Source organism: Acidiferrobacterales bacterium, from assembly GCA_028820695.1.
Taxonomy (GTDB): domain Bacteria; phylum Pseudomonadota; class Gammaproteobacteria; order Arenicellales; family JAJDZL01; genus JAJDZL01.
Genome location: JAPPIB010000027.1, coordinates 1 through 24,276 on the forward strand (window position 1 = coordinate 1; position 24,276 = coordinate 24,276).

The window sequence follows — 24,276 nt, forward strand, 5'->3', positions numbered from 1 at the left end:
CCCCTGTCCCTACGCTGGCGGTGAAATCTCAAAAGTCCAGCGAACAATCGCTTATTGTCACTTTCGAATTTCCCAGCTTTACTCTCCGATTGAAAGGTTTGATATTCCTTAATGAATAATGTGAACCTGCCCTTTGGTTGCGCCTAGTCTTTGCCCGGTATCCACGACGTCCCGGCCAGGGGAACCTGTGCCATCGCCGCAGCCTCGACGGTCAGTGCCACCATGTCTTCAGGCTCCAGGTTCAGAACATGACTCTTCCCGCAGGCGCGGGCCAAGGTCTGCAATTCAAGCACCATGGTGGCGAGATAATTCCTAAGCCACCTTGCGCCTTGCTTTGGGTTCAGACGGGATTCCAGCTGTGGATCCTGAGTCGTGATTCCGACCGGGCACCGACCTGTATGACAGTGGTGACAGAATCCCGGCGCGGTACCGATCGCCGCATAGCCCTCTTCGAATACCGGGCGATTGCAACCGAGAGCCACCATCGCCGCACTGCCGATCGAAACCGCGTCAGCTCCCAGCGCAAGTGCCTTGGCGACATCAGCACCTGACCGAATTCCTCCGGAAACAATCAACTGAACCTTGCGGTGCATGTCCAGCTCAATCAACGAATGCACGGCCTGGCGTACTGCGGGCAGTGTCGGGATGCCGACGTGCTCGATGAATACATCCTGAGTGGCAGCGGTCCCGCCCTGCATACCATCCAGAACAATGGCATCGGCACCGGCTTTGACCGCAAGCGCGACATCATACTTGACCCGGGTAGCTCCGACCTTGATCAGGATTGGAATCTTGTAGTCGGTGATCTCTCGAAGTTCCTGAATCTTGATTTCGAGATCGTCGGGTCCCGTCCAGTCCGGATGTCGGCAGGCACTTCGCTGATCGATGCCTGTTGGCAGATTGCGCATTTGCGCGACTCGCTCGGTAATCTTCTGTCCAAGTAACATTCCACCGCCGCCTGGTTTGGCACCCTGTCCCACAACGACTTCCAATGCGTCAGCTCGACGGACGTCATCCGGGTTCAGTCCATAGCGCGATGGAAGCACCTGATAGATGAGGGTTTTGGAAGAGTTTCGTTCCTCGTCGGTCATTCCGCCGTCACCGGTAGTGGTACTGGTACCCATTTCACTGGCCGCCAAACCGATCGATTCCTTGGCGTTGGCGCCGAGCGCACCGAAACTCATGCCGGCAATAGTGATCGGAATGTCAAGATGAAGTGGACGTTCGGCATAACGGTTGCCGATGATGACATCGGTCGCACATGATTCCCGATAACCCTCAAGCGGATACCGTGACATCGATGCACCCAGGAAAACCAGATCATCGAAGTCCGCAAGCCGCCGCTTTGCACCAAATCCCCGGATTTCATAAACACCCTGGTCAGCAGCACGATGAATTTCTGCGAGTACATGTTCCGGAAACGTTGAAGACGGACGCAAAGCCCGTGTGTCGTAACGTGGTTTGGTGCTATCTGACGGCATCGGCGTTATCAATCTTGAAGTTGTATAGAGCTCGTGCGGACCCGTAACGGCGAAAGTCAGAAGCGGGATATTCAAACCCCGATTGCCGCAAGAGACCTTCGAGTGCTTCAGCATGTTCAGGTCGCATTTCCTTTTCGATGCAGTCCGAACCCAGATTGTCGACATCGCCGCGAACAAACACTTGCGCCTCGTATATCGAATCTCCAAGGTCATGCCCGGCATCTCCGCATATCACAAGCCGGCCCGACTGCGCCATGAACGCGCTGAAATGACCGACTGATCCGCCCACTACAATGTCAATGCCCTTCATCGAAATACCACATCGGGAACTGGTGTTTCCCTTGATAATCAAAAGTCCACCGTGACCGGATGCACCTGCATATTGAGAGGCGTTTCCTTCGATCACGACACTGCCTGACACCATGTTCTCGGCGACGCCCGGTCCTGCATTGCCGCGAACCGTGATATCGGCCCTCTGGTTCATGCCGGCACAGTAGTAACCGACGTGTCCCTCTACGGTGACCTGAACCTGCTGTGTCATGCCCACAGCCAACGCGTGGCGCCCTTTCGGGTTGTGGATGGTTACCTGCCTGACGCCGCAATCGTGCAGAGCCTGATTGACATGTCGCAAAGAATCTGTTGCCAGATCGAATTCCATTGATCCCACACCGACCTGCAAGACAGTCAGTCGCGTCCCCAACTGTAAATTTGAGCTGGCGAAGGTTCCCAGATGTTTGAGTGCTTGGCATCCGGAAGTTTTGCAATCGCGCGGTATTCCGACGACATTGCCACCCAATCATCGTTCTCGGCGAGTACGGCAGGCTTGCACGCGATCGGATCGCGCAGTACAGAAAATCCGTTTTGACTTCCGATTGCGAATGTATAGAACCCGTCAAGTCCGTCGATCGCGGCATGAAGCGCATCAACAACCGAATCACCCTGCGATAGTCTCCATGTGAGAAACCCAGCCGCGACCTCACTGTCATTGTCAGTCTCAAAACGGCCACCCTGTCGTATGAGATATTGTCTGAGCCGATTGTGGTTGGACAATGATCCATTGTGCACAAGGCACAGGTCAAGACCTGTTGAAAACGGATGTGAATGTTCGGTTGTGACCGCGCTTTCGGTCGCCATCCTGGTGTGTGCGATCGCGTGGGTACCGGCAAAATCCCTGAACCCGAATCTCTCGATCACTTCTTTTGGGTGCCCTTTTTCCTTATAGATCTCGATCGACTTGCCAATGCTCATGACTTGCAGGTCCGACCAGTGTTCCCGAATCCATGGTTCGACCAAATCAACCGCAACCCCACTCGCAAGAATAGCATGGCTTGCGTGGACCGACAACTTGAACTCATGCTCGAAGTGAGAGGAGATTTCCTCCTTGCGCCGATTCCAGCTTTCACCCGGGTCGGTACTGAATACAGAGACTTTCGAACCGTTCTCAGGTGCGGGACTTCGGTACAGGGCGACACCTGCGCTGTCAGGCCCCCGGTCACCCATTTCCTCCAGCATGTCGGCTACGAATTCACCGAGACGCGGTTCAAGATCGTGGTTTTTTAGATATATCCCTACAATTCCACACATTGAAGATTGCCAAATAACACCAGCATTGATTTGAGTATGTTCGGACGACACTGAACAACAGCTTGGAACTTTGAGCCGCCCGGTTTGTCGACGACAGCGACTGAACCGAAACAATTTCAGGTGTATATTGTAAACTGAAATCAATCGATTCTGATTGTTGAATTCAAGCGAATTCATCGTAAAACGACGCAAGGAAACCTGGCGCGAGAGACGCGCCCAAAGCAATCATTTCGGGGCTCGGGCCCGCTATACCGGTAATCTGATGAATCTTGTCGACAAAAAAGTTGATCTGTACGCAACCGCCCACTCCGCGCAACCGTCCTCACTGGTTCAGGAAATTGACGATTGGACTGTCGCCAATTCAGATGCATCGAGAATGCTCTCCGGTGCACTGCAGGGTGCGGTGTTGCAATTGCTTGCCCGATTGGTTGAGGCCAGACGAATATTGGAGATCGGGATGTTTACCGGGTATTCCGCCCTGACGATGGCGGAAGTTCTGCCGAACGATGGTGAATTGATCACCATTGATAACGACCCGGAGCGGGAAGCGGTTGCCAGGGCATTTTTCGCGAAAAGCCCTCATGGCGCAAAGATCACCATACGCATAGGCAATGCGCTGGATGTGATTAATGATATGCACGGACCGTTTGACCTGGTCTACATCGACGCAGACAAGTCAAATTATCTGAATTACTATGAAGCTGTTCTGCCGTTAGTCCGCGCCGGTGGCGTGATCGTTGCGGACAATGTACTGTGGAGCAGTGCGGTGCTGGACCCGAAAACTGAGGATGCGCGCAGCCTTCATGAGTTCAATCAGCGTCTCTCAGCAGACGGCCGGGTGATGAATGTTCTGTTGACGGTTCGCGATGGACTGATGGTCGCACAGAAAATCAGCGACTAGTGTGCAAATCGTGCTCGGCACTCGGAATGTGATCCAAAGTCTCTGTCCGGGGTTGGCTGAAAGTGCCTGGAACCTTTCTGCTTCAGTGTTCCGGCGCCGATGTCAGATGGTTCGAAGTGGTTGGCTCGATATCACGGCTCACCTGAAGAGAAAACGTTGAGGAGGGACGTACATCGTACCGCGTTCAATGCAAGTGAGACCGGTGAGTCAGCGAATATGTCCTGACTGGAGTTCAATTCTGTGGTGAGCGATCTGTCAAACAGAATGAACAAGGCGATTGCTCCATTTTGTATTATTATACGGACAGAATAACCACACAAGCAGTCTCGCTCGCGCACTTTTTTATTCCCGATTGGTTTGGTTTAAGGCGTTGGGGAAATCCTGGATCCGGATTCCTCATTCGCAGTGGTTTTGTTTTGAGTTCTGGAGAGTAGTATGAAGATATGTGTTGTTGGTGCTGGCTCGATGGGCGGCATGATGGGGGTCAAGTTTCACAATATCGGCGAGGATGTGACTCTGGTCGCCCGCGGTCCGCATCGGCAGGCGATGGAGGCGAACAATGGCCTTAAACTGATCATGAACGACGGTACAGTAGAGTTCGCGCAAGGTATCAAGACAACAAGCGACATCAGGTCGGTCGGCGAGCAGGATCTTGTAATACTCGGTGTGAAAGCCCATCAGATCGCGCCGATCGTCGATGACATCAACACCCTGCTCGGAGAAAACACCATACTGCTGACCATACAGAATGGAATCCTCTGGTGGTACTTCCAGCTGCATGGCGGGGAATTCAACAACCGGGTTCTGCAGACGGTTGACCCGGGCGGGTCAATCAGCCGCAAGATCGATCCCAGACACATTATCGGTTCCATTTCCTATCCGGCCGCGGAAATCAGCGAGCCCGGTGTGATCAGACATATCGAAGGAATTCGCATGCCGGTCGGCGAAATAGATGGTGTCGAAAAACAGCGGACCCGGGATCTATGCGACCTGTTGAACCGGGCTGGTTTCAAATCCGTAATTCTTGAGAGCATTCGGGCGGAGACCTGGCTGAAGGTTCTGGGAAATCTCAGCTTCAATCCCGTTAGCGCGCTGACGCACTCAACGCTGGTTGACATCTGTCAGTTTCCACCATCGCGGGATCTGATTGACAAAATGATGTCCGAATGCCGCGAGGTCGCCTTGCGACTGGGTGTTGGTATCAGACTTTCCAATGAACGAAGAATCGAGGGCGCAGAGAAAGTCGGAAAGCACAAGACGTCCATGTTGCAGGATGTCGAGGTGGGCAAGGCGCTTGAACTGGAAGCCCTGATCGGAGCCGTAATCGAGATTGCATCCATGACGGGCACAAAGGCACATCATATTGAATCTGTGTACGCGCTGGTTCAGTTGCTCAACCACATGATGCAGCAGGATGGTTTGTACGTGCAGGCAAGGCCACTTGGACAGTAGCCCTGCATGATGTGATCCCAGTGATGATAAGGCGGTAACTCAGCGATTGGAATGTGTCCGATGATTCTTGCTCACTCATGCCGTCCTCGTGACGCCGGGTTGCAGATTACCGGATGCAGAACAAGCAATGGTCGTGCAATGAGTGCGGATTGGTCACAACTTCCGGATGCAAGCTGGAACTGCGGCGAATCTGACAAGAGTCCGCATCCGATTTTTTTAACCTGATTCCATTCACTTCAGGAGAGACAGATGAATATATACCAGACAACCGATAGTCAGCTGAGATCACTGCTCGGGCTGACACATGCCCCGATTGCGATCACGTTCCTCGATCATGTTCCAGATGAGGTTCCCGGCTTTGGATCGGACTACCCTGAGCCGACAGACGATGGCCGCACCGGTGCGGTGGCAGCGGGCTGCGTTTTCTGGACCAAGGCACATGACAGGACGTTTGCAACCACGCCATCTGATCACGGCAATTGCAGTGTTGGCAGTCTTACCCACGGATTGATTTCGCTTGAAGAGGCAGCGACCCGCGCTGATGTCCAGGCGGTTTGTGAGGCGAAGTGGGTGGACCCGGAAATCTTCCCACACATTCCGACCGTCACTGAACGTCCGCAGAGCATCGTATACGGCCCGTTGGCGGATGCAACAACGGATCCCGATGTCGTTCTTCTGCGTCTTGTGGGGAAGCAGGCGATGCAGTTGCATTCGGCGATCCCCTCACTGCAATTTGAGGGCAAGCCGCAGTGTCACATCATACCCATCGCCCACGAACAGCAAAAACCGGCAGTCAGTGTCGGCTGCATGCTCAGCCGGGTGCGAACCGGAATGAACAACAACGAAATGACCTGCGCCATCCCGTTCGCACAGTTGTCGGATACCATGGAGTCCCTTGAGGAAGCATGTGCCGCTGACCGTCTGGTGGCGGAATATGCGAGCAGCGATGCTGCGCGATTTCGCGAGTGATCGAAATGTATGGGATCAGTTGCCAAATTTGATCTGAAAAATCCGCTCTTACGGTGATGCACTCAACTGCAAAATTGTCGATTTGCCTGCAGCCCGAAACCCGGCAACTGTGATGATGAACGCAACACTGAGCCGACAGCAGATTGAACTTGTTCGCCAAGGGTTTGATCCACAGCCTCAGCGCTCCAGTTCAATCAACAAGATATGCTATATCGACCCACACTACCTCGAGGTGGAAAGAGAGCATGTCTTCAAGAAGTCCTGGCAGTTTGTCTGTCATGAGGAGAAGCTCAGGAATGTCGGCGATTATGTCTGCGCCGAGATTCAGGGACACAGTATTTTTGTTGTCCGGTCGGACGACGGAAACTTGAAGGCCTTTTACAATGTCTGCCAGCACCGAGCTCATGAACTTCTGCAAGGAGAGGGGTCAACCCAACGGATTACCTGTCCCTATCACGCATGGGTATATCGACTGGACGGTACGTTGGTCAGGGCCCGCGGAAGCGAGCATTTGGAAAACTTTGATGTCAGCAAAATCTGCCTTACGTCCATCGGTCTTGAAACGTTCTGTAACTTCGTATTTGTGAATCTTGACCGCAGCGCACCCTCGCTGGCACTGCAGACCGAAAACCTGGAAAATGAAATTACGAGTTTTGCGCCCGATATTGCCCGACTGACTTTTGCCCATCGACTGACGTATCGAGTTCAGGCAAACTGGAAGGCGGTAGTTGATAACTTTCTTGAGTGTTATCACTGCCCGGTTGCACATCGTGATTTCTGCTCACTGATCGACATGCAAACCTATCAGGTGCGGACACATGGAATCTACTCGAGCCATATGGCCAAAGCCAAAAGTGCCAACAATGATGCCTACAGCATCGAGAACGCCAGTGTCGACGATCACGCGGTGTGGTACCTTTGGCCCAATATGACCTTGATGCGATACCCGGGTCGGGGCAACTTCATGGTATGGCGCTTTTATCCGATCAGCGAATCGGAAACCTGTGAGATCTTTGACTTCTTTTTAGAAACTGCGCATCCCAATGATGAAGAGAAGGAGGCGATCAGATTTATCGATGAGGTGCTCCAATCCGAAGACATCGCGTTGGTTGAATGTGTTCAGCGAGGCATGCGTACGCCGGCATTTGAACAGGGCCGCTATATGGTGGACCCGAAAGGGAGCGGTTTGAGTGAACACGCAGTCCATCATTTTCACAGCTTGCTGCTGAAAGCTTACGAACAGACAGGGAATCCTTAGGTGCTGACTCAGCCTGTCTTTTACCCGACTGGCCTGTCCGGTGCCGGTTTATTCATTTGTGGAGCGTTGATTCGGTTGATGTCGACTGCGACATATTCCGAGTCGGAGACGCTGTAAATGAGTCGAATGCTTGAGGGAAAGACCGCGGTCGTAACCGGTGGTGAAGGTGGGATTGGCCGGGCAATCTGCAGCCGATTTGCCAGCGAAGGTGCCAAGGTGGTGTCGGCGGATGTCGTTCAGCGTGCCGCACCACAGGAAAATGTTCGATTTGAGAATTTTGATGTTACTTGTGAACATTCAGCCCTGTTATTTTTTGAGGCATTGAGCACGCAATGGGATCGGCTTGACATTTTGGTCAACGCAGCGGGAATCGAAATTGAAAAAACAATCGAGGAAACCTCATTGGAGGAATGGAACCGTATCTTTGCCATCAATGTAACCGGTACATTTCTGGTATCAAAGTCCGCTCTTGCCCTGCTTCGAAAGTCGTCAGGTGCCAGTGTGATCAATTTCGGCTCTTACGACGGATTTATTGCTGACCCGAAGCTGGCAGCCTACTGTGCGACCAAGGGAGCTGTACATGCCTTGACGAGAGCGATGGCCTGCGATCACGGACCGGAAGGTATTCGCGTCAATGCCGTTTGCCCGGGTTACGTGGATACCCCGATGCTGGCCAGTTTCTTCGGTGACCATGCCGGTACGCAAGCGCAGGAAGTTGCTGCTCGGGAGGTACACCCCCTGAAGACATATGGGCAGCCCGAGGACATCGCCAACCTTGTCAATTGGCTGGCATCCGACGAGGCTCGCTATGCCAGTGGACAGTTGTGGGTGATCGACGGTGGTCTGAGTGCACAGGTGCAGCAAATGCGATTGTAATAGTGGCCGGTGATTTTCTGTTGACTGATGTAGGTGAGAGCAATCATGTTCGGTGAGGCTGTAGCAAAAGCCCTCCAATACACCAGACCGATGGTAATTTCAGCTTGTACGGAAAGCGGCGAATGCAGCAGTACGATCGGTACCTATGTCGTCCTCAACAATGAGGGGTGGATTCTTACTGCAGGACACCTTATGGAGATCATCCGCCAACAACACCAAGCTGTCCAGCTTCATGCAGGATATCGAGACAACGTCATCCAATTTGAGCGCGACGTGACCGCGGACAAACGTTATCGAAAAAAAGGGGTACGTACCTTTCAGAAACCCAGTGCGTCAAACCTGCGTCACCATTCGGTCTGGTGGGGAGAAGACGGGTTGCGTCTGGTTGAAGCGAGAATCTTGTTGCCGGCAGATTTGGCGATCGGCCGCCTTGAGCCAATCAGTCCCGATACGTTCACCCATTATCCGATGTTGAAAAATCCCGATAACCACTATCTGCCGGGCACCATGCTTTGCAAACTGGGATTTCCCCTGCATGCCATCACACCCGAATTCGATCCGACCGACAATACCTTTACCTTGCCGGCGGGCTCAGTGCCGCTTCCGGCATTCCCGCTTGAGGGCATTTTCACCAGGGTGATACAGTCCAGTTTGCCAAGCGGTAACAATGAGAAGTCGGGTACATTCATTGAAACATCAACCCCCAGCCTGATCGGAATGATGGGAGGCCCTGTATTCGATACGAATGCCGCCATCTGGGGAATACAATCTCATACGATGCATCATGGTCTCGATTTTCAGACTGTGGTTCGATCACGCTCTTCCAAGATTCACACTCAACAGTTTCTGAACACCGGACTTGCAGTCCATGCAACCGCGATCAGGGACTTTCTGAATGCGCATTCCATCAATTACCAGACTGAGACGTCGCAAGATTCAATTTGAATCATTACCGTATTCCGATTCCACCTATCCATCAGCAGATGCGCGTGAAGATTTCTGTCGCATTTGAAAAATTGTTGAGAATCAACTCTTTGTCGCTCAACATCATCGTAACGAGAACAGGACTTTCGCACACACAATCACGCGAACATTGTGAACCGATAAAACAACTCGAAAAATTCCCCAATCAGTTGATTCAGACTGCCTTGATTCAGGCCACATTGACAGTAAAAATAAGTGTTGAAAGTGGTATAAATTAACCCGAACCTTGATGCTTTTAAAGTTGCACAGAAGGCCCGGATTTATCTGGCCTCACACGCCAGCAAAATGACAGATATCAGTCAGTTACTCAGGTCCCAATTTGGAATCGACGTCCCTGAGATTTACCACAACCTCTCCTGGGCGGAACTGTTCAGGGCTTCTTTAAACCATGACCGCGGGCGTATCGATCGCCAAGGCGGGTATGACGAGCAAAAGGCATACGCCACCAAACTGAAAGCAGACGGTCCGATTGTCTTTCGTACAGACCCGGATTGCACCGGTCGACCGGTTTCAGATACATACGCCGTCGCCTGGCCGGAGGTTGAGTCCGAAATCTGGTGGCAGGACAGTCTGCAGAAGTTCGACCCGGACAAGTATCAGCAATTGCTGTCTCGGGTGATCACACATCTCAACGAGCACTGCGGCCGACTCTTTGTTCAGGACGTCATCGTCGGTCAGGATCCGGAGTGCTCAATTCCATATCGGATTATCGGTCAGTATGCGATTCACTCAATGTTTGCCAGAAACATGTTTATCACGTCTGACACCACCGGCGGTACTTGCGATGCATCTGCCGATGGTTGGACCATGCTGAATGTCCAGACGTTCGAATGCGATCCGGAACGCGACGGTTGTCGATCCTCCAGGGTCGCTGTTCTGGACTTTCGGAATCGGATCTGCCTCGTCGCAGGCCGGGCGGACTATTGCGGATTGGTCAAGAAGTCGATTTTCACCGTGATGAATTACCTGCTGCCGAAACAAGGCATTCTGTCCATGCACAGCTCGGCGAATATCGGCGCGGACAATCGTTCCGCAATTCTTTTCGGTCTGTCGGGAACCGGCAAGACCACACTGTCTGCCGATCCTCAGCGTAAACTGATTGGGGATGACGAGATCTGCTGGACGGATTCCGGGATATCGAATCTCGAAAATGGCTGTTACGCGAAGCTTATCAACTTGGATAAGGCCGCTGAGCCGGTCATCGCTGATGCGCTGTCAATGAAAGGGACGCTGATTGAGAATGTTCCCCATCTCGACGGTATCCCGTATGAGGAGACGGACCCGCAGGATTTTGATCTGTATGACAAGTCGATCACTGAGAACACGAGATTCTCCTATCCGCTTTCGTGCAATCCCAATCTCGCGGAAGGCGGACGCGGCGATCATCCGTCCACCATTGTCATGCTTACAGCGGATGCGTTTGGTGTACTGCCTCCGATTTCCATTCTGGATGAGGACGAGGCGATGTATCACTTTGTGCAGGGATTTACTGCGCGGGTTGCTGGAACCGAGATCGGGATCAAGGAACCCGAAGCCACCTTCAGTTCATGTTTCGGTGCGCCCTTCATGGCACATAAACCTATGGTTTACGCCAATCTGTTGAAAAACAAGATGCGACTTGCCAACGCACGCTGCGTACTGTTGAACACAGGGTGGATCGGTGGCTCCGCGGCAAACGCACCGCGCATATCAATCAGTGCCACACGGACGTTGCTTGATGCGGCGATGCGCGGAGACTTTCATAATGGCGCTTCAGGCATTCGGTTTTCGAAACATCCGATTCTGGGTATTCGTCATCCTGTTACCTGCCAAGGTCTGGACTCCTCCATCCTTGATCCGCGAAATTGCTGGAGCGATAAAGGCGCGTATGACCGGGCGACTCACCGGCTCAGAGACATGTTTCGCCACAATTTCAGCAAGCATCGGTTTGCGAGTGCCGGTGTACCGGAAATGATCTGACGGTGCCCCTTTGACCGATCACAATGTCACTGGGAAACTCTTTCGGGTTTGCGAAGCTTTCAAGTCATGACCGATCCGGAAGAATCTCATTTTCAGACCCTGCGCAGGGATATGTTATTCGTCATCGCAGCCCATGTGATGGCATCCAGCGAGCTTACGGGCCGCTCAGTTCTGTCAGAATCCGTCATGACCGCCATGCTGAATGTGAGACGTCATTATTTTGTGCCGGACCAGGTACGTCAGATTGCCTATGATGATTCCCCCCTTCCGATTGGACACGGCAAGACAATCTCCCAGCCATTCATTGTCGCATTGATGACCGATCTGCTTGATCTGGAGAAAGCGGATCGAGTGCTTGAAGTCGGAGGTGGACTTGGTTATCAGGCCGCGATAATGGGATATCTGGCGAAAGAAGTCCACACGGTCGAAATTATCGAGGAACTCGCTGATGCCGCTCGTGAAATAATGCACAGGCTGGACATTGACAATGTTCATGTACATCCGGGCAACGGCGAGTTCGGACTGAGTGAGCATGCGCCATATGACAAGGTGATCGTGTCGACATCGGCTGACCGGGTTCCGCAGGCCCTGGTCGATCAGCTCAAACCTGGCGGGCGATTGATCATGCCCGTCGGTCCGGAGGATGATGAGAATCTGGTCTTGGTTCAGAAGGGAAAAGCAGGTACATATACCGACCGAATTTTACCGGTACGGTTTTCCCGAATGACTCTCTCGCACTGACCGCGATACGTTTCCGCATCCGACCTGAATCGTCAGTTCCGACATCTGACCGGTCAGGACTGATGCCCGGTTGCGCTGCGCCGGAATCTGATAGAAGTTACGCAGCTGCTCGCGCCTAATTGTTACATGCTCTATCGCAATAAACATCACAATTGACAACATCTATGAGGCTGGATATCGAGTTACGCCGCAAAAAAGACGGGCGAAGTGCCACAATCTCAAGTGTTCAAAAATTTGCGAGTACTCAGGCCGGCACTGTTTGCGATGACGACTGCTATCGCCCAAACAACTGTCCGTCAGGATATGTAAAATTTAAGGGCGAGTCGTTACAAAACTGCAAAAATAAACGCTAAAATGATTTTGTATCCGAACCGCGATCCGTCCACTCAGTTACATCGAGTTCTGTTCGGAAAAATCGCCGGCTGGGGACTGTATTCCGTCAGCCAGGCAGGCGATGACCAATAATAATTTTTTGTATTTTGTAGTTGGGGGCCTAGTGGGTTGAGCACACATCATGGCGTCCAAACTGTATAGTTCGAAGGAGTGAAGGACAACAATGGGTTCAAAAAAGAAGGTGAAACCGCTAAGCCGCTATATCAGACGCTCATTGAAACAGTATTTCGATGATCTGAACGGTACAGACCCAAGCGGTCTTCACGTTCAGATGACGCAGGAACTGGAAAGACATCTCTTTGATTATGTGTTGAAGCATACGAACGGAAATCGAAGTCGGGCGGCAGCCATTCTGGGAATGTCCCGAAGTACGTTGCGCAAGAAGCTGACCCAGTACGAACTTGCCGCAGTGGAGTCTCGAACGCTCACCACAAACCGAGAGCGCTGAGGAGAGAATCGATTAACACCGAACATCTGATAAAACCTTCCAGGGCGCTGATCAGCGTATCCGACAAGACAGGCATTACCGACTTCGTCAATGTATTGGCTGAGACCGGTGTAGAGATACTATCGACCGGCGGGACAGCCCGGGCACTTGCAGGTGCCGGAATCGAGGTCAAGTCGGTATCCGATCACACCGGCTTTCCTGAAATGATGAGTGGCCGGGTGAAAACCTTGCACCCGAAGATCCACGGAGGCATACTGGGGCGAATGGATGTCGATCTCGACGAGATGCAGCAAAATGATGTCCAGCCCATAAATCTGATCGCAGTCAATCTTTATCCATTTGAACAGGTCTGCGGCGACCCAGCGGCAAGTTTCGAGACTGTAATCGAAAATATCGATATCGGCGGTCCGACAATGATCAGGGCAGCGGCCAAGAACTTCGTCTGGACATGTGTCATTGTTGACAGTTCCGACTATGAGGTGGTGACCCGGGAAATTCAGTCTCTTGGTGGAACCCGTCTTGAAACGCGGCGTCGACTGGCAGCCAAGGCATTTGCAAGAACGGCCTACTACGATTCAGTCATTGCGGACTATATGCGGCGGCAAGATGAGGATAACTCGGGTTATCCGGACACGCTGAGTCTCCCATTGCGCAAGATTCTGGACATGCGCTATGGAGAGAACCCGCACCAGTCAGCCGCATTTTATGCCACAGGCACTGATGCAGCCGGATGGCTTGAGAAGGCCAGGATGCATCAGGGAAAACCGCTATCTTACAACAATGTGGCCGACGTGGATTCAGCCTATTGCTGTATCGGCGACTTTGATGAACCCGCCTGCGTCATCATTAAGCACGCCACACCCTGTGGTGTCGCATGCGCCGCTGACGTTGCCACCGCGTACGAGTTGGCGTACCAGACCGATCCGACTTCAGCGTTCGGTGGCATCATCGCAGTCAATCGCACACTCGATACGTCGACCGCAAGACGGATTGTTGACAATCAGTTCGTTGAGGTCATTCTGGCCCCCGATGTCGAAAAAGAAGCCCTGGACCTGTTTGAGCGCAAGCAGAATATCCGGGTACTGGAACACACGCCCGGGAATCGGGCGTTGGCACCCGGTATGCTTGTGAAGTCAGCCTGTGACGGTGTCCTTTTGCAGGACTCCGATTCAGGAATAATGGCGCATGATGCGCCTCAGGTGGTGACTTCTACAAAGCCGGATGAACGACAGATGCAGGATCTGATGTTTGCTTGGCGCGTCGCGAAACACGTCAAGTCCAACGCGATTGTATATGCTAGGAATCGGACAACTGTCGGAATCGGTGCCGGTCAGATGAGTCGTGTCGACTCGGCGCAGATTGCCGCATCGAAGGCGGCGGCAGCAGGGTTGGAGGTTACCGGCGCGGTGATGGCATCAGACGCTTTTTTCCCGTTTCGGGACAGCATTGATGCGGCAGCAAGTGCAGGGATAACAGCAGTGATCCAGCCTGGTGGCTCCATGCGCGATGATGAGGTGATCGCGGCCGCGAATGAGCACAAGCTTGCGATGGTATTCGCCGGCATGCGTCATTTTCGCCATTGATCAGGAGTCTGATTGGATGCGGGTTCTCGTAGTCGGTGGCGGAGGTCGTGAGCATGCGCTGGCATGGGCAGCCAGGCGATCGGATCTGGTTGAGCACGTCTTCGTTGCACCGGGCAATGCCGGAACCTCGCTCGAGCCTGATACCACCAATGTCGAAATCAGCGCCGAGGACATTCCGTCTGTTTTATCCTTCGCACAACAAAACGCAGTTGATTTGACGATTGTCGGTCCGGAAGTCCCCCTGACACTCGGAATTTCAGACACTTTTGCCAGCCACGGTCTTCGATGCTTTGGTCCGTGTGCAAATGCCGCAAGGCTTGAAGGCTCCAAGGACTTCACAAAAAGATTTCTGAGTCGTCATGGCATACCGAGTGCGCAGTTCCAGACTTTTGATGACATTTCGCAGGCACGCGAATACATTGATCGTCGCGGAGCGCCGATTGTTGTCAAGGCAGATGGGCTGGCTGCTGGAAAAGGTGTCATTGTCGCCGAGACGGTCGCCGAGGCGAAACATGCGGCCACTGACATGCTGACCAACCTCAGGTTCGGAGCCGCGGGTGCAAATATTGTGATCGAGGATTTCCTTGCCGGAGAGGAAGCGAGCTATATCTGTATAGTTGATGGCGAGGACGTCATCCCACTTGCCTCGTCGCAGGATCACAAAGCAGTGTTCGATGGTGATACCGGTCCCAACACCGGTGGCATGGGGGCCTACTCGCCGGCACCGATTGTCGACTCGGCACTGGAGCGCAGAATACTTGATGAGATCATTCGGCCCACCGTGAGGGGGCTGATGAGCGAGGGCATCCGATACACCGGATTTCTCTATGCCGGCCTGATGATTGACGATCAGGGGAATCCACAGGTACTTGAATACAACTGCCGTCTGGGCGATCCGGAGACGCAACCGCTGATGCTTCGCCTGCGATCGGATCTGGTTGAATTGATCCTGGCGGCACTGGACAACAGACTTGCGGGGATGAATCCGAACTGGGACGAGCGTGCAGCGCTCGGTGTGGTCCTGGCGGCCAAAGGCTATCCGGGTGACTATTCGATAGGACATCGGATTACCGGCGCGGATGAAGTCAGCGCAGGGGATGTCAAAGTGTTTCACGCAGGTACTGCGTTTGATTCGGATGGCCGGCTGATTTCTGCTGGCGGTCGCATACTTTGCGTGACCGCATTGGCACCGTCTGTCAGGCAGGCGCAGACTCGGGCCTATGCGACGATTTCGCAAATGTCAATGGAAGAGGTGCATTTTCGCACCGATATCGGTAACAAGGCTTCGGCCTACACGTTGGTAGTTTGATTGGTAATCGGGAGGTTACGTTGAGCAATAGTTTTGTCGCTGTCATGATCGGGTCGGATTCCGATTTGAAAGTCATGAAGTCAACATTGGATGTATTGGATGATCTTGGGGTGTCCTGGGAGATAAGAATTCTGTCGGCCCATCGAACACCCGATCAGGTACGCGAGTATCTGGCGAGTGCCGATGAGCGCGGCTGTGCCGTGTATATTGCGGCTGCCGGATTGGCGGCCCACCTTGCCGGCGCGGTTGCCGCACACACGCTAAAACCCGTGATCGGTGTGCCGCTTGACGCAGGTACGCTGGGTGGACTTGATGCATTGCTTGCAACTGTTCAGATGCCTGGAGGAGTTCCCGTCGCATGCGTTGCGGTGGGAAGTGCGGGTGCGAAGAACGCCGCTTATCTGGCCGCCAGAGTTTTGGCGTTGGGCGACGATTCGGTGGCGGGAAGTCTTCGCAGATACAGAGATGACAATCGAGCGTCTATTCTCCAGAAAAACGAGCAGCTGCAGTCCGACCTCAAGAACTGACTGTGGGACAGTTGAGCGCGACCGGCGTTGCCAGAGCCGCTGATCTGATCGGAATGGGCGGCGTGGTTGCCTACCCGACCGAGGCGTGTTTCGGTTTGGGGTGTGACCCGGAAAACCGGTCAGCGTTGAAAAGGATCCTTCGGATCAAGAGTCGACCCGCGGGAATGGGGATGATTGTGATTGCGCATTGTATCGAGACTGTGCTGCCGTATCTTTCGATCAGACATGAGGGGATGCTCGATGAGCCGCTGGCGAGTTGGCCGGGTCCGTATACGTGGATCTTTCCAGCCAGCCGGAAGGCTTCGCAGTTGTTGTGCGCGAATCGCAGCACCATTGCAGTAAGAGTCACCGCCCACCCCATCGCCGCACAATTGACGCGGTTGGCCGACAGGGCCATTGTCTCAACTTCGGCCAATCGACATGGCCGGCTGCCGCTTCGGGATTATGGCATGGTTCGAAGGCAGATGGGGTCTAAACTGGATTTTGTCGTTCGAGGTCCGATCGGCAGGCAAAGAAATCCAACTGAGATCAGGGACGCACAGAGCGGCCGACTCCTGCGCGCTGCCTGATGACGCAATCCCGAGGTATCCTGACGTGACGGTGACTCCAGCCCAGAACCGGGAAGTTGAGAACTATCTCAGACAATTGCAGGATCGGATCTGTGATGAGCTTGAGTCTCTGGATGGTGTGGGCAGGTTTGACCGCGACGAGTGGGAATTTGTTGACGGTGGCGGCGGTGATTCGCGTGTATTGGAATCGGGGAAGGTGTTTGAGAAGGCTGGAGTGAACTTCTCTTCGATTCGCGGCGCCAGCCTGCCGGTGGCAGCGACTCAAAAGCGAACTCATCTGGAGAGCCGATCCTTTACCGCAACCGGCATCTCACTCGTAGTCCATCCACTGAACCCTTATGTACCCACGACGCATATGAATCTCCGATTCATTTGTGTAGAGGGAGGTGAGTGGTGGTTCGGCGGTGGTTTTGATCTGACGCCGTATTACGGTTTTGTTGACGATGCGGTTCATTGGCACCGGACAGCCGCCTCGGCCTGTGCCGGTTTCGGTGAAGACCTTTACCCGCGACTGAAAAAGTGGTGTGATGACTATTTTTATCTGAAACACCGGGAGGAGAATCGCGGCATCGGCGGCTTGTTTTTCGACGATTTCAAACAAGGCGGATTCGCCCGCTCGTTTGAGTTTGTACGCAGCGTCGGATCACATTTTCCAAAGGCGTATGCGCCGATCGTCAAAAAAAGAATGAATCAGGCTTTCGGCGACCGGGAAAGACAGTTTCAACTGATTCGTCGCGGGCGTTACGTAGAGTTCAATCTTGTATATGACAGGGGCACCTTGTTCGGACTTCAGTCAAAGGGCAGAACCGAATCAATCCTGATGTCGCTCCCGCCGAACGTTGTCTGGCGTTACAACTTCCAGGCGGAACCCGGTTCTGCGGAGCAGGAACTGACAGATGTTTTTCTCAAACCGCGCGACTGGTTGAGCGAGACCGGTGATCCGTAATGGGCAGGATGATTCTCGCAGTCTATCGCACACTGATGCTGATGCTGTTGCCTGTGATATTCGTTCGATATGTGCTGAAGGCCGGACTCACACCGACTTATCGGCGCAGGCTCACCGAGCGGTTCGGGGTTCTCCCCAACCGTATTCCCACCGGAATTATCTGGGTCCATGCGGTATCAGTTGGCGAGGTCAACGCTGCCGTCCCCATGATTGAAAATCTGCTCCAGACCCAGAATCGACCGGTGCTGGTCACCTGCGTGACACCGACCGGCTCGGCGCAAATCCGAAAGTCACTCAATGATCGGGTTGCTCATGTCTACGCCCCGGTCGATGCCGGTGTCATTGTCAGGACCTTCCTGCGCAAGTTCAAGCCAGTGATGATTGTGATCATGGAAACAGAAATGTGGCCGAATCTGATTCATTACGGGACTCGCGCGGGTGTTCCGGTGCTGTTCGCGAACATGCGTCTTTCCGACAGAACTTTTGCAGGAGCTGTCAGACTCAGGCCGTTCAGCAGGTATGTGCTCAATCAGGTCAGCGCGTTTTGTGTCCAGACTGAGGATGACCGTCAGCGAATCGCAGACATCGGAGTGCCTGACTCAAGGATCAGTGTGACAGGCAATCTCAAATTCGATGTCACAGCACCGCCGGAGGTACTGACGAGCGGAAAGCGGATCCGGGAGCGTCTTGGGGGAGATGATGTCCGTGTTGTCATATTGGGGAGCTCACACGACGGTGAGGAATTGAGGTTTCTTGACGTGTTTGAGCGGGTACGAGAAAAGTTCCCGATGCTTCTCGGGATTATCGTTCCGCGCCACCCGGAGCGATTTGACGCGGTCTATCGGATCATCGCCCAACGCGGTCTGCATGTTGTCCGCACAAGTCAATGGAGTGGTCAGTGGCCGCAAGAAGCCGACATCCTGCTGGTGGACTCAATGGGTGAGTTGATGAACTATTACGCCGCTTGCGATGTCGCCGTGGTCGGTGGAAGTTTTGTACCTGTCGGCGGTCACAATGTGCTCGAGCCGATGATGACGGGTACCGTGTCGATTTTCGGCCCGCAGATGTCAAATTTCCGGCTGATTGCCCGACTTGTACTGTCGGCGCAGGCAGGTCTTCAGGTATCTGGTATGGAAGAGTTGGCAGAAAGTATCGGGAAACTCATGGGAGATTCTGACTTACGGCAGGAAATGGTGGGCAGGGGATATCAGCTACTGGCGGAAAATCGGGGCTCAGTGACGCGCACGTGCGAAAGATTGCTGTCAGTGTTGTGAATTTTCCCGGTATCAGGGTCGTTCAAGCAGGTTATTCATCACCTCCAGATCGAACAGGTCAAGCGTGCCGGCCAGTTGTCTGATCACAATGGAGTTGTTCAGGTAATCATAGCGGGCGCGGTGCAGGTCGCGTGTCACCTGAAACAGATCGTGTCGTGCATTGAGCACGTCGATGGAGGCGACAGTGCCCACAAGAAAACTCTGCTCGGTGACATCCAACGCAATCTGACTTGCACTTCTTGCCGTTTCCAGCGCTCTGATCCGATTGTAGAGACTCACCAGATTGAAGTATGTGCGCGACACACTGCTTCTGACTTGCTGAGTCGCAGCAAGTTCTCTCTGAACCTGGGCCTTGTGATTCAGTGTTGCCTGTTTCCTGAGTTTCTGATGGTACCCGCCGACCGAGAATGACTTGCTGATGCTGAGGGTGATCTTGGATCGCTCTGGGTTCGGGTTTCTGGGTTTGTCAGCGAATTCCCGACGAGACAGTCCAAGCATCACATTGGGGCCTGTCCGTGCACCGGCGGCTTGGATTGCGTATTTCGATCGATTGACCAATTCACCCTGAATAGCGAGATCTGGATTGTTTTCCAGCGCCAGATCAATCCAGTGTTCGACGTTGTCGGGCATGAGTACCGGTACTATGAGATTTTCCGCGAGCCGATTCAGTTGATCGGGTCGACTGCCGGTTATTTCCATCAGTGAGATCCAAGCGGCTTCTATCGCGCTTTCGTCGCGGATTTGTGCCGCCCTTGCCAACGCCTCGCGCGCGGTCGCATTCTGTATGTCACTTTCGGTTCCCAGACCAACATCAAAGCGTGTTCGGGTGACTTTCAGAAACTCGGCGATCGCCTTGACCTCACTGGCGGAGGTGTCCAGATCATCCTGAGAGGCCAGAACGTCGAAATAGGCGACTACAACCCTGCGATACAGATCTTGCCGGGCTTTCTGAAGTCGAAGTTCACCGATGACCACGTCGGCTTCAGCCGAATCCAATGCCGGTTTGAGTTCGGCCATATAAAGTGGAACGTCGAGAACAACCTCTCCTGAGGTGGAATTGACCTCGTTGCTTCTCGCGATGCGCTGTTCTTCGTATCTCCCGCGCAACGACACGGTAGGAAATGCCCTTGATCGGATAATCGCATTGTCCAAGGAACTCGCTTCGGTGGCAAATTTCTGCGAATTCAATGTTGCGTCGTTTTCGAGCGCAAGTTGGTAGATATCCAGAAGGTCTGAAGCGAAGACTCCCGAAGTGAATATACAGCCGAGGATAAAGCCGATTGTTCGGCTGAACTTCATCGGACTTGGGCCGCTTGGCGACCTGAAGGGTTTGAATTGCATGCTGAACACCGCATATGCCAGCCTGCTGTGGATTTGACTGAAATCTTCACAACTTCGGCCCGGGATGAATCTAGAACACGAAACGACTGGGTTGCTCGATATGATCCAGTGCCGGCAGGATTGTCTCGAACAGATACGTGGTTTTCCATGAAGCCGGGCCTGTTCTTTCAACCAGAATTGCATTCATGACCGGTTCGTCGCCGACAATGGCCACCAGCCGTCCACCGACGTTCAGCAATTTGCGATAACTGTCCGGCAGTTCAATGACCGAACCGGATAGAAATATACAGTCGAACTGATGATCTGACTGCCATCCTTGCCCACCATCACCTTCGATGACCTGCACATTACTGGATTTGTTCTCGATGAGATGATCGGTTGCTGCTTCAGCAAGGGCTGGCCGGATTTCCACGGTTTGAACAAACTTCGCACAATGCGCCAACAGTGCGGCCATGTAGCCGCTACCGGTTCCAATTTCCAGTACCAGATGCTCCGGATCGGGTTCAAGTGCCTGCAGTAGTCTGGCTTCGACTTTCGGCTGCATCATGACCTGGTTATCGCCGATTGGGATATTCATATCGACAAAAGACAGTTCGCGATGCTCTTTCGGAACGAAATGTTCCCGTGGCACAGTCGAAACCGCTTCCAACACTTTGGGGTCCAGCACATTCCATGGCCGGATCTGTTGTTCGACCATATTGAATTTTGCTTGTTTGATGTCCACTACTGCGTCGATTCCGTGGATTATGCCTGAAGTTCGAGTAACCGAAAGATTTATAATGACCGGTTTCGAAGGCCAGCCGATCTCGCTTTCACTGGATCAGTGGAATTGCTCTGACGGGACCGTGTATTGACCGCCATCAAGATCACCGAACAGTTTTGTGACTGCCGGGTGATCGACAGGAATTCCTGTTTCGTCCGGTATCAGGTTTTGTTCAGAAACATAAGCAACATATGTGGACTTTTCGTTTTCAGCCAACAAGTGATAGAACGGCTGATCTTTTCGGGGACGTATTTCGTCCGGAATCGCATCATACCATTCCTCGGTATTGTTGAACTCTGGATCGACATCAAAAATCACACCTCTGAAAGCGTGGTACCGATGACGAACAACTTGCCCCAGTTTGAACTTCGCTGATACTGACATCTCGACCTTACCGATATTACAGTAGATTGTACTTTCATATATACGTTCCAATCGGTCAATTTCAAGTCAATTGCAACTTGGGTTTCCATCCTGACCATGCATCGTCGGCCATGAGGTTGGTTGAACTGTGACGGATGTCACGACTGTCCTTGAGGGGTTGAACGAGCAGCAGCGCGAGGCAGTTGTAGCCTCGCCGGGACCGTTGCTCATTACAGCCGGGGCTGGCAGCGGCAAGACAACCGCAATCACCCGACGGATTGCCTGGCTGATTGAGGCCAATGGCGTTTCTCCACATCAAATTCTTGCGGTGACCTTCACCAACAAGGCAGCGAGGGAAATGAAGGCGCGTGTGGAACAGCTGCTCGGGACAAATGCAGCACCCGGCGGGATCGCTACATTCCATGGATTCTCCTGCCGGTTTCTAAGGATCTATCATGAGGCCGCACGACTGCCGCGGGACTTCACGATACTGGACCAGGATGATCAGAAGTCATTCATCAACCGGTTGATCAACGACAGTCAGCTGAGGATCGGGAAGTGGAATGCCAAGGATGTACAGTCCTATATCAACGGCAAAAAGGAACGACAGTTACGCGCATCGAAAACGCATGAGCCTTCAAGTCGCCGTGAGGAGATCATGGGTCCGATCTACGAGCTTTATGAGCACGAGTGCAATATCCGGGGCCTGGTGGACTTTGCGGAAATCCTGCTGCGGACTGTCGAGGTGATGCAACGCAATGAGCTTGTGCGAAGTGAGATTCACGAGCGCTACCAACATATTCTGGTTGATGAGTTTCAGGACACCAATGCAATCCAGATTGAATGGCTGAAACTGTTCAGCAATCATCTGAATTACATTACCGCAGTCGGCGATGAGGATCAGTCCATCTATGGCTGGCGCGGAGCGGTAGCGAAGAATATGCTGAGTTTCACATCGCTTTTTCCGAATACCAGATTGATTCGTCTCGAAAAGAACTATCGGTCAACACAGACGATCCTGACTGCCGCCAACTCGGTCATAGCCCGAAACAGCGACCGGTTTGAGAAGAAACTGTGGACTGATCAGGATAGCGGGGAACCGATCGGGTTTTTCACTGCATCCGACCATCAGGATGAATCGTGGTTTGTTGCCGAGAAAGCCAAGGCCCTGCATGAGGCCGGGTTTGCGTATTCAGACATGACGATCCTTTATCGGACGCATGCGCAGTCAAACATTTTCGAGACGACGCTGTCCTCGTATCGGATTCCATTCAGGATCTACGGCGGTGTCCGGTTTTTCTTGAGAATGGAGATCAAGCATGCACTTGCCTATTTGCGACTGATTGTCGATCCTGACAACGGTCCGGCGTTTCAGCGGGTGATCAATGTACCGCCGCGCGGAATCGGTGAGGTCGCTCAGCGAAGGGTTTTCGAAGTTGCCAGGCACGAAGATATCTCCTTGATGCAGGCTGCGAGAATAATCGCGAACGATGGGTCGGAACAGTCGCGGATCAAAACCCCCTTGGGTGAGTTCATCGAGTTGATAGAACGTATGGAAACTGACTGTTCCGGTTTTGGTCTGACTGAGACGATCAAGCATGTCAATGCCCATTCGGGCCTTCGCGACCTCTACCTTTTGCGGGATACGGAAATCGACAAGCCGCGCGTAGAGAATCTCGACGAGCTGATCAACGCGGGCGCGAACTTCATTCAGATGAACATTGATCACGGGACTTCAGGTGAGTCGGCTGCCGACGGGCGTGAAGCAATCATTTTGTTTTTGGATACTGTGGCACTGGATGCAGGCGATACATTTGACGAGACGTCGGATACCCTGAGCCTGATGACCCTGCATCAGGCCAAGGGACTCGAGTTTCCTGTGGTCTTTCTGGTCGGCATGGACGAAAAGCTATTGCCTCATGCGAACGCGCTGGAATACGGCCGCGTACGTAGGACATTCGACCAGGTCGAAGAGGAGCGTCGCTTGTGCTATGTGGGTATGACAAGAGCAAAGAAGCAGTTGTACCTGACACGTGCCAAACTTCGCATGTATTTTGGACATCTCACTCCTTACGTACCATCGAGATTTATCAATGAGATTCCCAAACAGTGTATCCGGAAGGTGACACCGGATTTCGCTGCCGGACAGTCGGATTCCGATACATCTGTCGCGACATTGGACTTGGAAGAAGAACTGGAAGATCTGCGCGGCAGACGGGTTCGCCACAAGAAGTTCGGTGAAGGCACTGTGACCGACATCACTGTAGGACAAGGACATACGATTGTCCAGATAAGGTTTGAGGATGTTGGCGAGAAACTGCTGTTGTTGGAGCAGGCAGGGCTGGAATTCCTCGACAATTAGGAAAAGCCATCAAGCGCTTGGCCGGCTCCCAAGGGAATCCTGCATCACCGACCACTGATGTGGACGCTGCGCTGAGTCCGGAATTGAGACGTCAGTTACGCCATATCGCGTGCGTAAACGGTTTCGTGAAGATTCAACTCGCTGTCTTGTGGCCCTTGATCTGCTGGTGCAATATGAAGGTGGGTGGCTGGGT

Annotated in this window: 22 protein-coding genes; 16 read left to right on the forward strand and 6 right to left on the reverse strand. The window is 53.1% G+C overall.

Features of this window, described 5'->3' with window-relative positions; translation table 11 throughout:
* Positions 1-143: 143 nt before the first annotated feature.
* From OXI60_03890 to OXI60_03900, 3 genes are read right to left on the reverse strand one after another with little or no spacing between them, the layout of a single operon-like run.
* On the reverse strand, positions 144-1,481 hold the full coding sequence (locus tag OXI60_03890; protein ID MDE0308956.1) for an FMN-binding glutamate synthase family protein: 1,338 nt from the start codon (positions 1,479-1,481) through the stop codon (positions 144-146).
* The gene (locus OXI60_03895) at positions 1,468-2,139 is read right to left on the reverse strand and encodes a hypothetical protein (protein MDE0308957.1); all 672 of its coding nucleotides are present in this window, start codon (positions 2,137-2,139) and stop codon (positions 1,468-1,470) included. Before OXI60_03895 ends, OXI60_03890 begins: the two co-directional genes overlap by 14 nt.
* A gap of 26 nt (positions 2,140-2,165) precedes the next feature.
* Positions 2,166-3,065 carry a glutamine amidotransferase family protein gene (locus OXI60_03900; protein MDE0308958.1) on the reverse strand — a complete coding sequence of 300 codons (900 nt, stop codon included), beginning with the start codon at positions 3,063-3,065 and terminating at the stop codon, positions 2,166-2,168.
* Between the two features lie 157 nt (positions 3,066-3,222).
* On the opposite strand from OXI60_03900, the gene OXI60_03905 reads away from it, so the two are divergent.
* The 15 genes from OXI60_03905 (at position 3,223) to OXI60_03975 (ending at position 19,254) form a co-directional block, all read left to right on the forward strand.
* Positions 3,223-3,966 carry a class I SAM-dependent methyltransferase gene (locus OXI60_03905; protein ID MDE0308959.1) on the forward strand — a complete coding sequence of 248 codons (744 nt, stop codon included), beginning with the start codon at positions 3,223-3,225 and terminating at the stop codon, positions 3,964-3,966.
* Positions 3,967-4,401: 435 nt separating this feature from the next.
* A complete protein-coding gene (locus OXI60_03910) occupies positions 4,402-5,418 on the forward strand; it encodes a 2-dehydropantoate 2-reductase (protein ID MDE0308960.1) in 1,017 nt (338 codons plus the stop codon).
* A gap of 249 nt (positions 5,419-5,667) precedes the next feature.
* Positions 5,668-6,387 (forward strand): DUF169 domain-containing protein, encoded by a 720-nt coding sequence (locus OXI60_03915; GenBank protein ID MDE0308961.1) that lies wholly within the window; start codon positions 5,668-5,670, stop codon positions 6,385-6,387.
* A gap of 112 nt (positions 6,388-6,499) precedes the next feature.
* Positions 6,500-7,645: a ring-hydroxylating oxygenase subunit alpha gene (locus tag OXI60_03920; GenBank protein ID MDE0308962.1), complete on the forward strand. Its 1,146-nt coding sequence runs from the start codon at positions 6,500-6,502 to the stop codon at positions 7,643-7,645.
* 117 nt (positions 7,646-7,762) lie between these two features.
* Positions 7,763-8,521, forward strand: a complete 759-nt coding sequence (locus tag OXI60_03925; GenBank protein ID MDE0308963.1) for an SDR family oxidoreductase — start codon at positions 7,763-7,765, stop codon at positions 8,519-8,521.
* A gap of 45 nt (positions 8,522-8,566) precedes the next feature.
* Positions 8,567-9,466, forward strand: a complete 900-nt coding sequence (locus OXI60_03930; protein MDE0308964.1) for a trypsin-like peptidase domain-containing protein — start codon at positions 8,567-8,569, stop codon at positions 9,464-9,466.
* A gap of 324 nt (positions 9,467-9,790) precedes the next feature.
* On the forward strand, positions 9,791-11,464 hold the full coding sequence (locus OXI60_03935; GenBank protein MDE0308965.1) for a phosphoenolpyruvate carboxykinase (ATP): 1,674 nt from the start codon (positions 9,791-9,793) through the stop codon (positions 11,462-11,464).
* 66 nt (positions 11,465-11,530) lie between these two features.
* Positions 11,531-12,205 (forward strand): protein-L-isoaspartate(D-aspartate) O-methyltransferase, encoded by a 675-nt coding sequence (locus OXI60_03940; protein MDE0308966.1) that lies wholly within the window; start codon positions 11,531-11,533, stop codon positions 12,203-12,205.
* Between the two features lie 556 nt (positions 12,206-12,761).
* Positions 12,762-13,046, forward strand: coding sequence for a Fis family transcriptional regulator (locus OXI60_03945; protein MDE0308967.1), 285 nt, complete (start codon positions 12,762-12,764; stop codon positions 13,044-13,046).
* A 50-nt stretch (positions 13,047-13,096) separates the two neighbouring features.
* Positions 13,097-14,629 (forward strand): bifunctional phosphoribosylaminoimidazolecarboxamide formyltransferase/IMP cyclohydrolase, encoded by a 1,533-nt coding sequence (gene purH, locus OXI60_03950; protein MDE0308968.1) that lies wholly within the window; start codon positions 13,097-13,099, stop codon positions 14,627-14,629.
* Between the two features lie 16 nt (positions 14,630-14,645).
* Positions 14,646-15,938 (forward strand): phosphoribosylamine--glycine ligase, encoded by a 1,293-nt coding sequence (gene purD / locus OXI60_03955; protein MDE0308969.1) that lies wholly within the window; start codon positions 14,646-14,648, stop codon positions 15,936-15,938.
* Between the two features lie 20 nt (positions 15,939-15,958).
* Positions 15,959-16,465 (forward strand): 5-(carboxyamino)imidazole ribonucleotide mutase, encoded by a 507-nt coding sequence (gene purE / locus OXI60_03960; protein MDE0308970.1) that lies wholly within the window; start codon positions 15,959-15,961, stop codon positions 16,463-16,465.
* Positions 16,466-16,467: 2 nt separating this feature from the next.
* Positions 16,468-17,034, forward strand: coding sequence for an L-threonylcarbamoyladenylate synthase (locus tag OXI60_03965; protein MDE0308971.1), 567 nt, complete (start codon positions 16,468-16,470; stop codon positions 17,032-17,034).
* 25 nt (positions 17,035-17,059) lie between these two features.
* Positions 17,060-17,980, forward strand: a complete 921-nt coding sequence (hemF, locus tag OXI60_03970) for an oxygen-dependent coproporphyrinogen oxidase (protein ID MDE0308972.1) — start codon at positions 17,060-17,062, stop codon at positions 17,978-17,980.
* Complete coding sequence (locus OXI60_03975) at positions 17,980-19,254, forward strand: 3-deoxy-D-manno-octulosonic acid transferase (GenBank protein MDE0308973.1); 1,275 nt, start codon at positions 17,980-17,982, stop codon at positions 19,252-19,254. The genes hemF and OXI60_03975 overlap by 1 nt, the downstream gene beginning before the upstream one ends.
* A 12-nt stretch (positions 19,255-19,266) precedes the next feature.
* Here the strand turns inward: OXI60_03975 and OXI60_03980 are convergent, their stop codons facing one another.
* The 3 genes from OXI60_03980 to hspQ form a co-directional block, all read right to left on the reverse strand.
* Positions 19,267-20,553, reverse strand: coding sequence for a TolC family protein (locus OXI60_03980; protein MDE0308974.1), 1,287 nt, complete (start codon positions 20,551-20,553; stop codon positions 19,267-19,269).
* A 112-nt stretch (positions 20,554-20,665) separates the two neighbouring features.
* Positions 20,666-21,319, reverse strand: a complete 654-nt coding sequence (locus OXI60_03985; GenBank protein ID MDE0308975.1) for a protein-L-isoaspartate O-methyltransferase — start codon at positions 21,317-21,319, stop codon at positions 20,666-20,668.
* A 96-nt stretch (positions 21,320-21,415) separates the two neighbouring features.
* The gene (gene hspQ, locus OXI60_03990; GenBank protein ID MDE0308976.1) at positions 21,416-21,742 is read right to left on the reverse strand and encodes a heat shock protein HspQ; all 327 of its coding nucleotides are present in this window, start codon (positions 21,740-21,742) and stop codon (positions 21,416-21,418) included.
* A gap of 127 nt (positions 21,743-21,869) precedes the next feature.
* Here hspQ and OXI60_03995 point away from each other — a divergent pair, with 127 nt between their 5' ends.
* Positions 21,870-24,083 (forward strand): UvrD-helicase domain-containing protein, encoded by a 2,214-nt coding sequence (locus OXI60_03995; protein MDE0308977.1) that lies wholly within the window; start codon positions 21,870-21,872, stop codon positions 24,081-24,083.
* Positions 24,084-24,276: the final 193 nt, after the last annotated feature.

Coding starts and splice junctions, on each gene's coding strand:
- OXI60_03890 (MDE0308956.1), bottom strand. CDS start 1,481: ATGCCGTCAGATAGCACCAAACCACGTTACGACACACGGGCTTTGCGT.
- OXI60_03895 (MDE0308957.1), bottom strand. CDS start 2,139: ATGGAATTCGATCTGGCAACAGATTCTTTGCGACATGTCAATCAGGCT.
- OXI60_03900 (MDE0308958.1), bottom strand. CDS start 3,065: ATGTGTGGAATTGTAGGGATATATCTAAAAAACCACGATCTTGAACCG.
- OXI60_03910 (MDE0308960.1), top strand. CDS start 4,402: ATGAAGATATGTGTTGTTGGTGCTGGCTCGATGGGCGGCATGATGGGG.
- OXI60_03915 (MDE0308961.1), top strand. CDS start 5,668: ATGAATATATACCAGACAACCGATAGTCAGCTGAGATCACTGCTCGGG.
- OXI60_03920 (MDE0308962.1), top strand. CDS start 6,500: ATGATGAACGCAACACTGAGCCGACAGCAGATTGAACTTGTTCGCCAA.
- OXI60_03925 (MDE0308963.1), top strand. CDS start 7,763: ATGAGTCGAATGCTTGAGGGAAAGACCGCGGTCGTAACCGGTGGTGAA.
- OXI60_03930 (MDE0308964.1), top strand. CDS start 8,567: ATGTTCGGTGAGGCTGTAGCAAAAGCCCTCCAATACACCAGACCGATG.
- OXI60_03935 (MDE0308965.1), top strand. CDS start 9,791: ATGACAGATATCAGTCAGTTACTCAGGTCCCAATTTGGAATCGACGTC.
- OXI60_03940 (MDE0308966.1), top strand. CDS start 11,531: ATGACCGATCCGGAAGAATCTCATTTTCAGACCCTGCGCAGGGATATG.
- OXI60_03945 (MDE0308967.1), top strand. CDS start 12,762: ATGGGTTCAAAAAAGAAGGTGAAACCGCTAAGCCGCTATATCAGACGC.
- purD (MDE0308969.1), top strand. CDS start 14,646: ATGCGGGTTCTCGTAGTCGGTGGCGGAGGTCGTGAGCATGCGCTGGCA.
- OXI60_03975 (MDE0308973.1), top strand. CDS start 17,980: ATGGGCAGGATGATTCTCGCAGTCTATCGCACACTGATGCTGATGCTG.
- OXI60_03980 (MDE0308974.1), bottom strand. CDS start 20,553: ATGAAGTTCAGCCGAACAATCGGCTTTATCCTCGGCTGTATATTCACT.
- hspQ (MDE0308976.1), bottom strand. CDS start 21,742: ATGTCAGTATCAGCGAAGTTCAAACTGGGGCAAGTTGTTCGTCATCGG.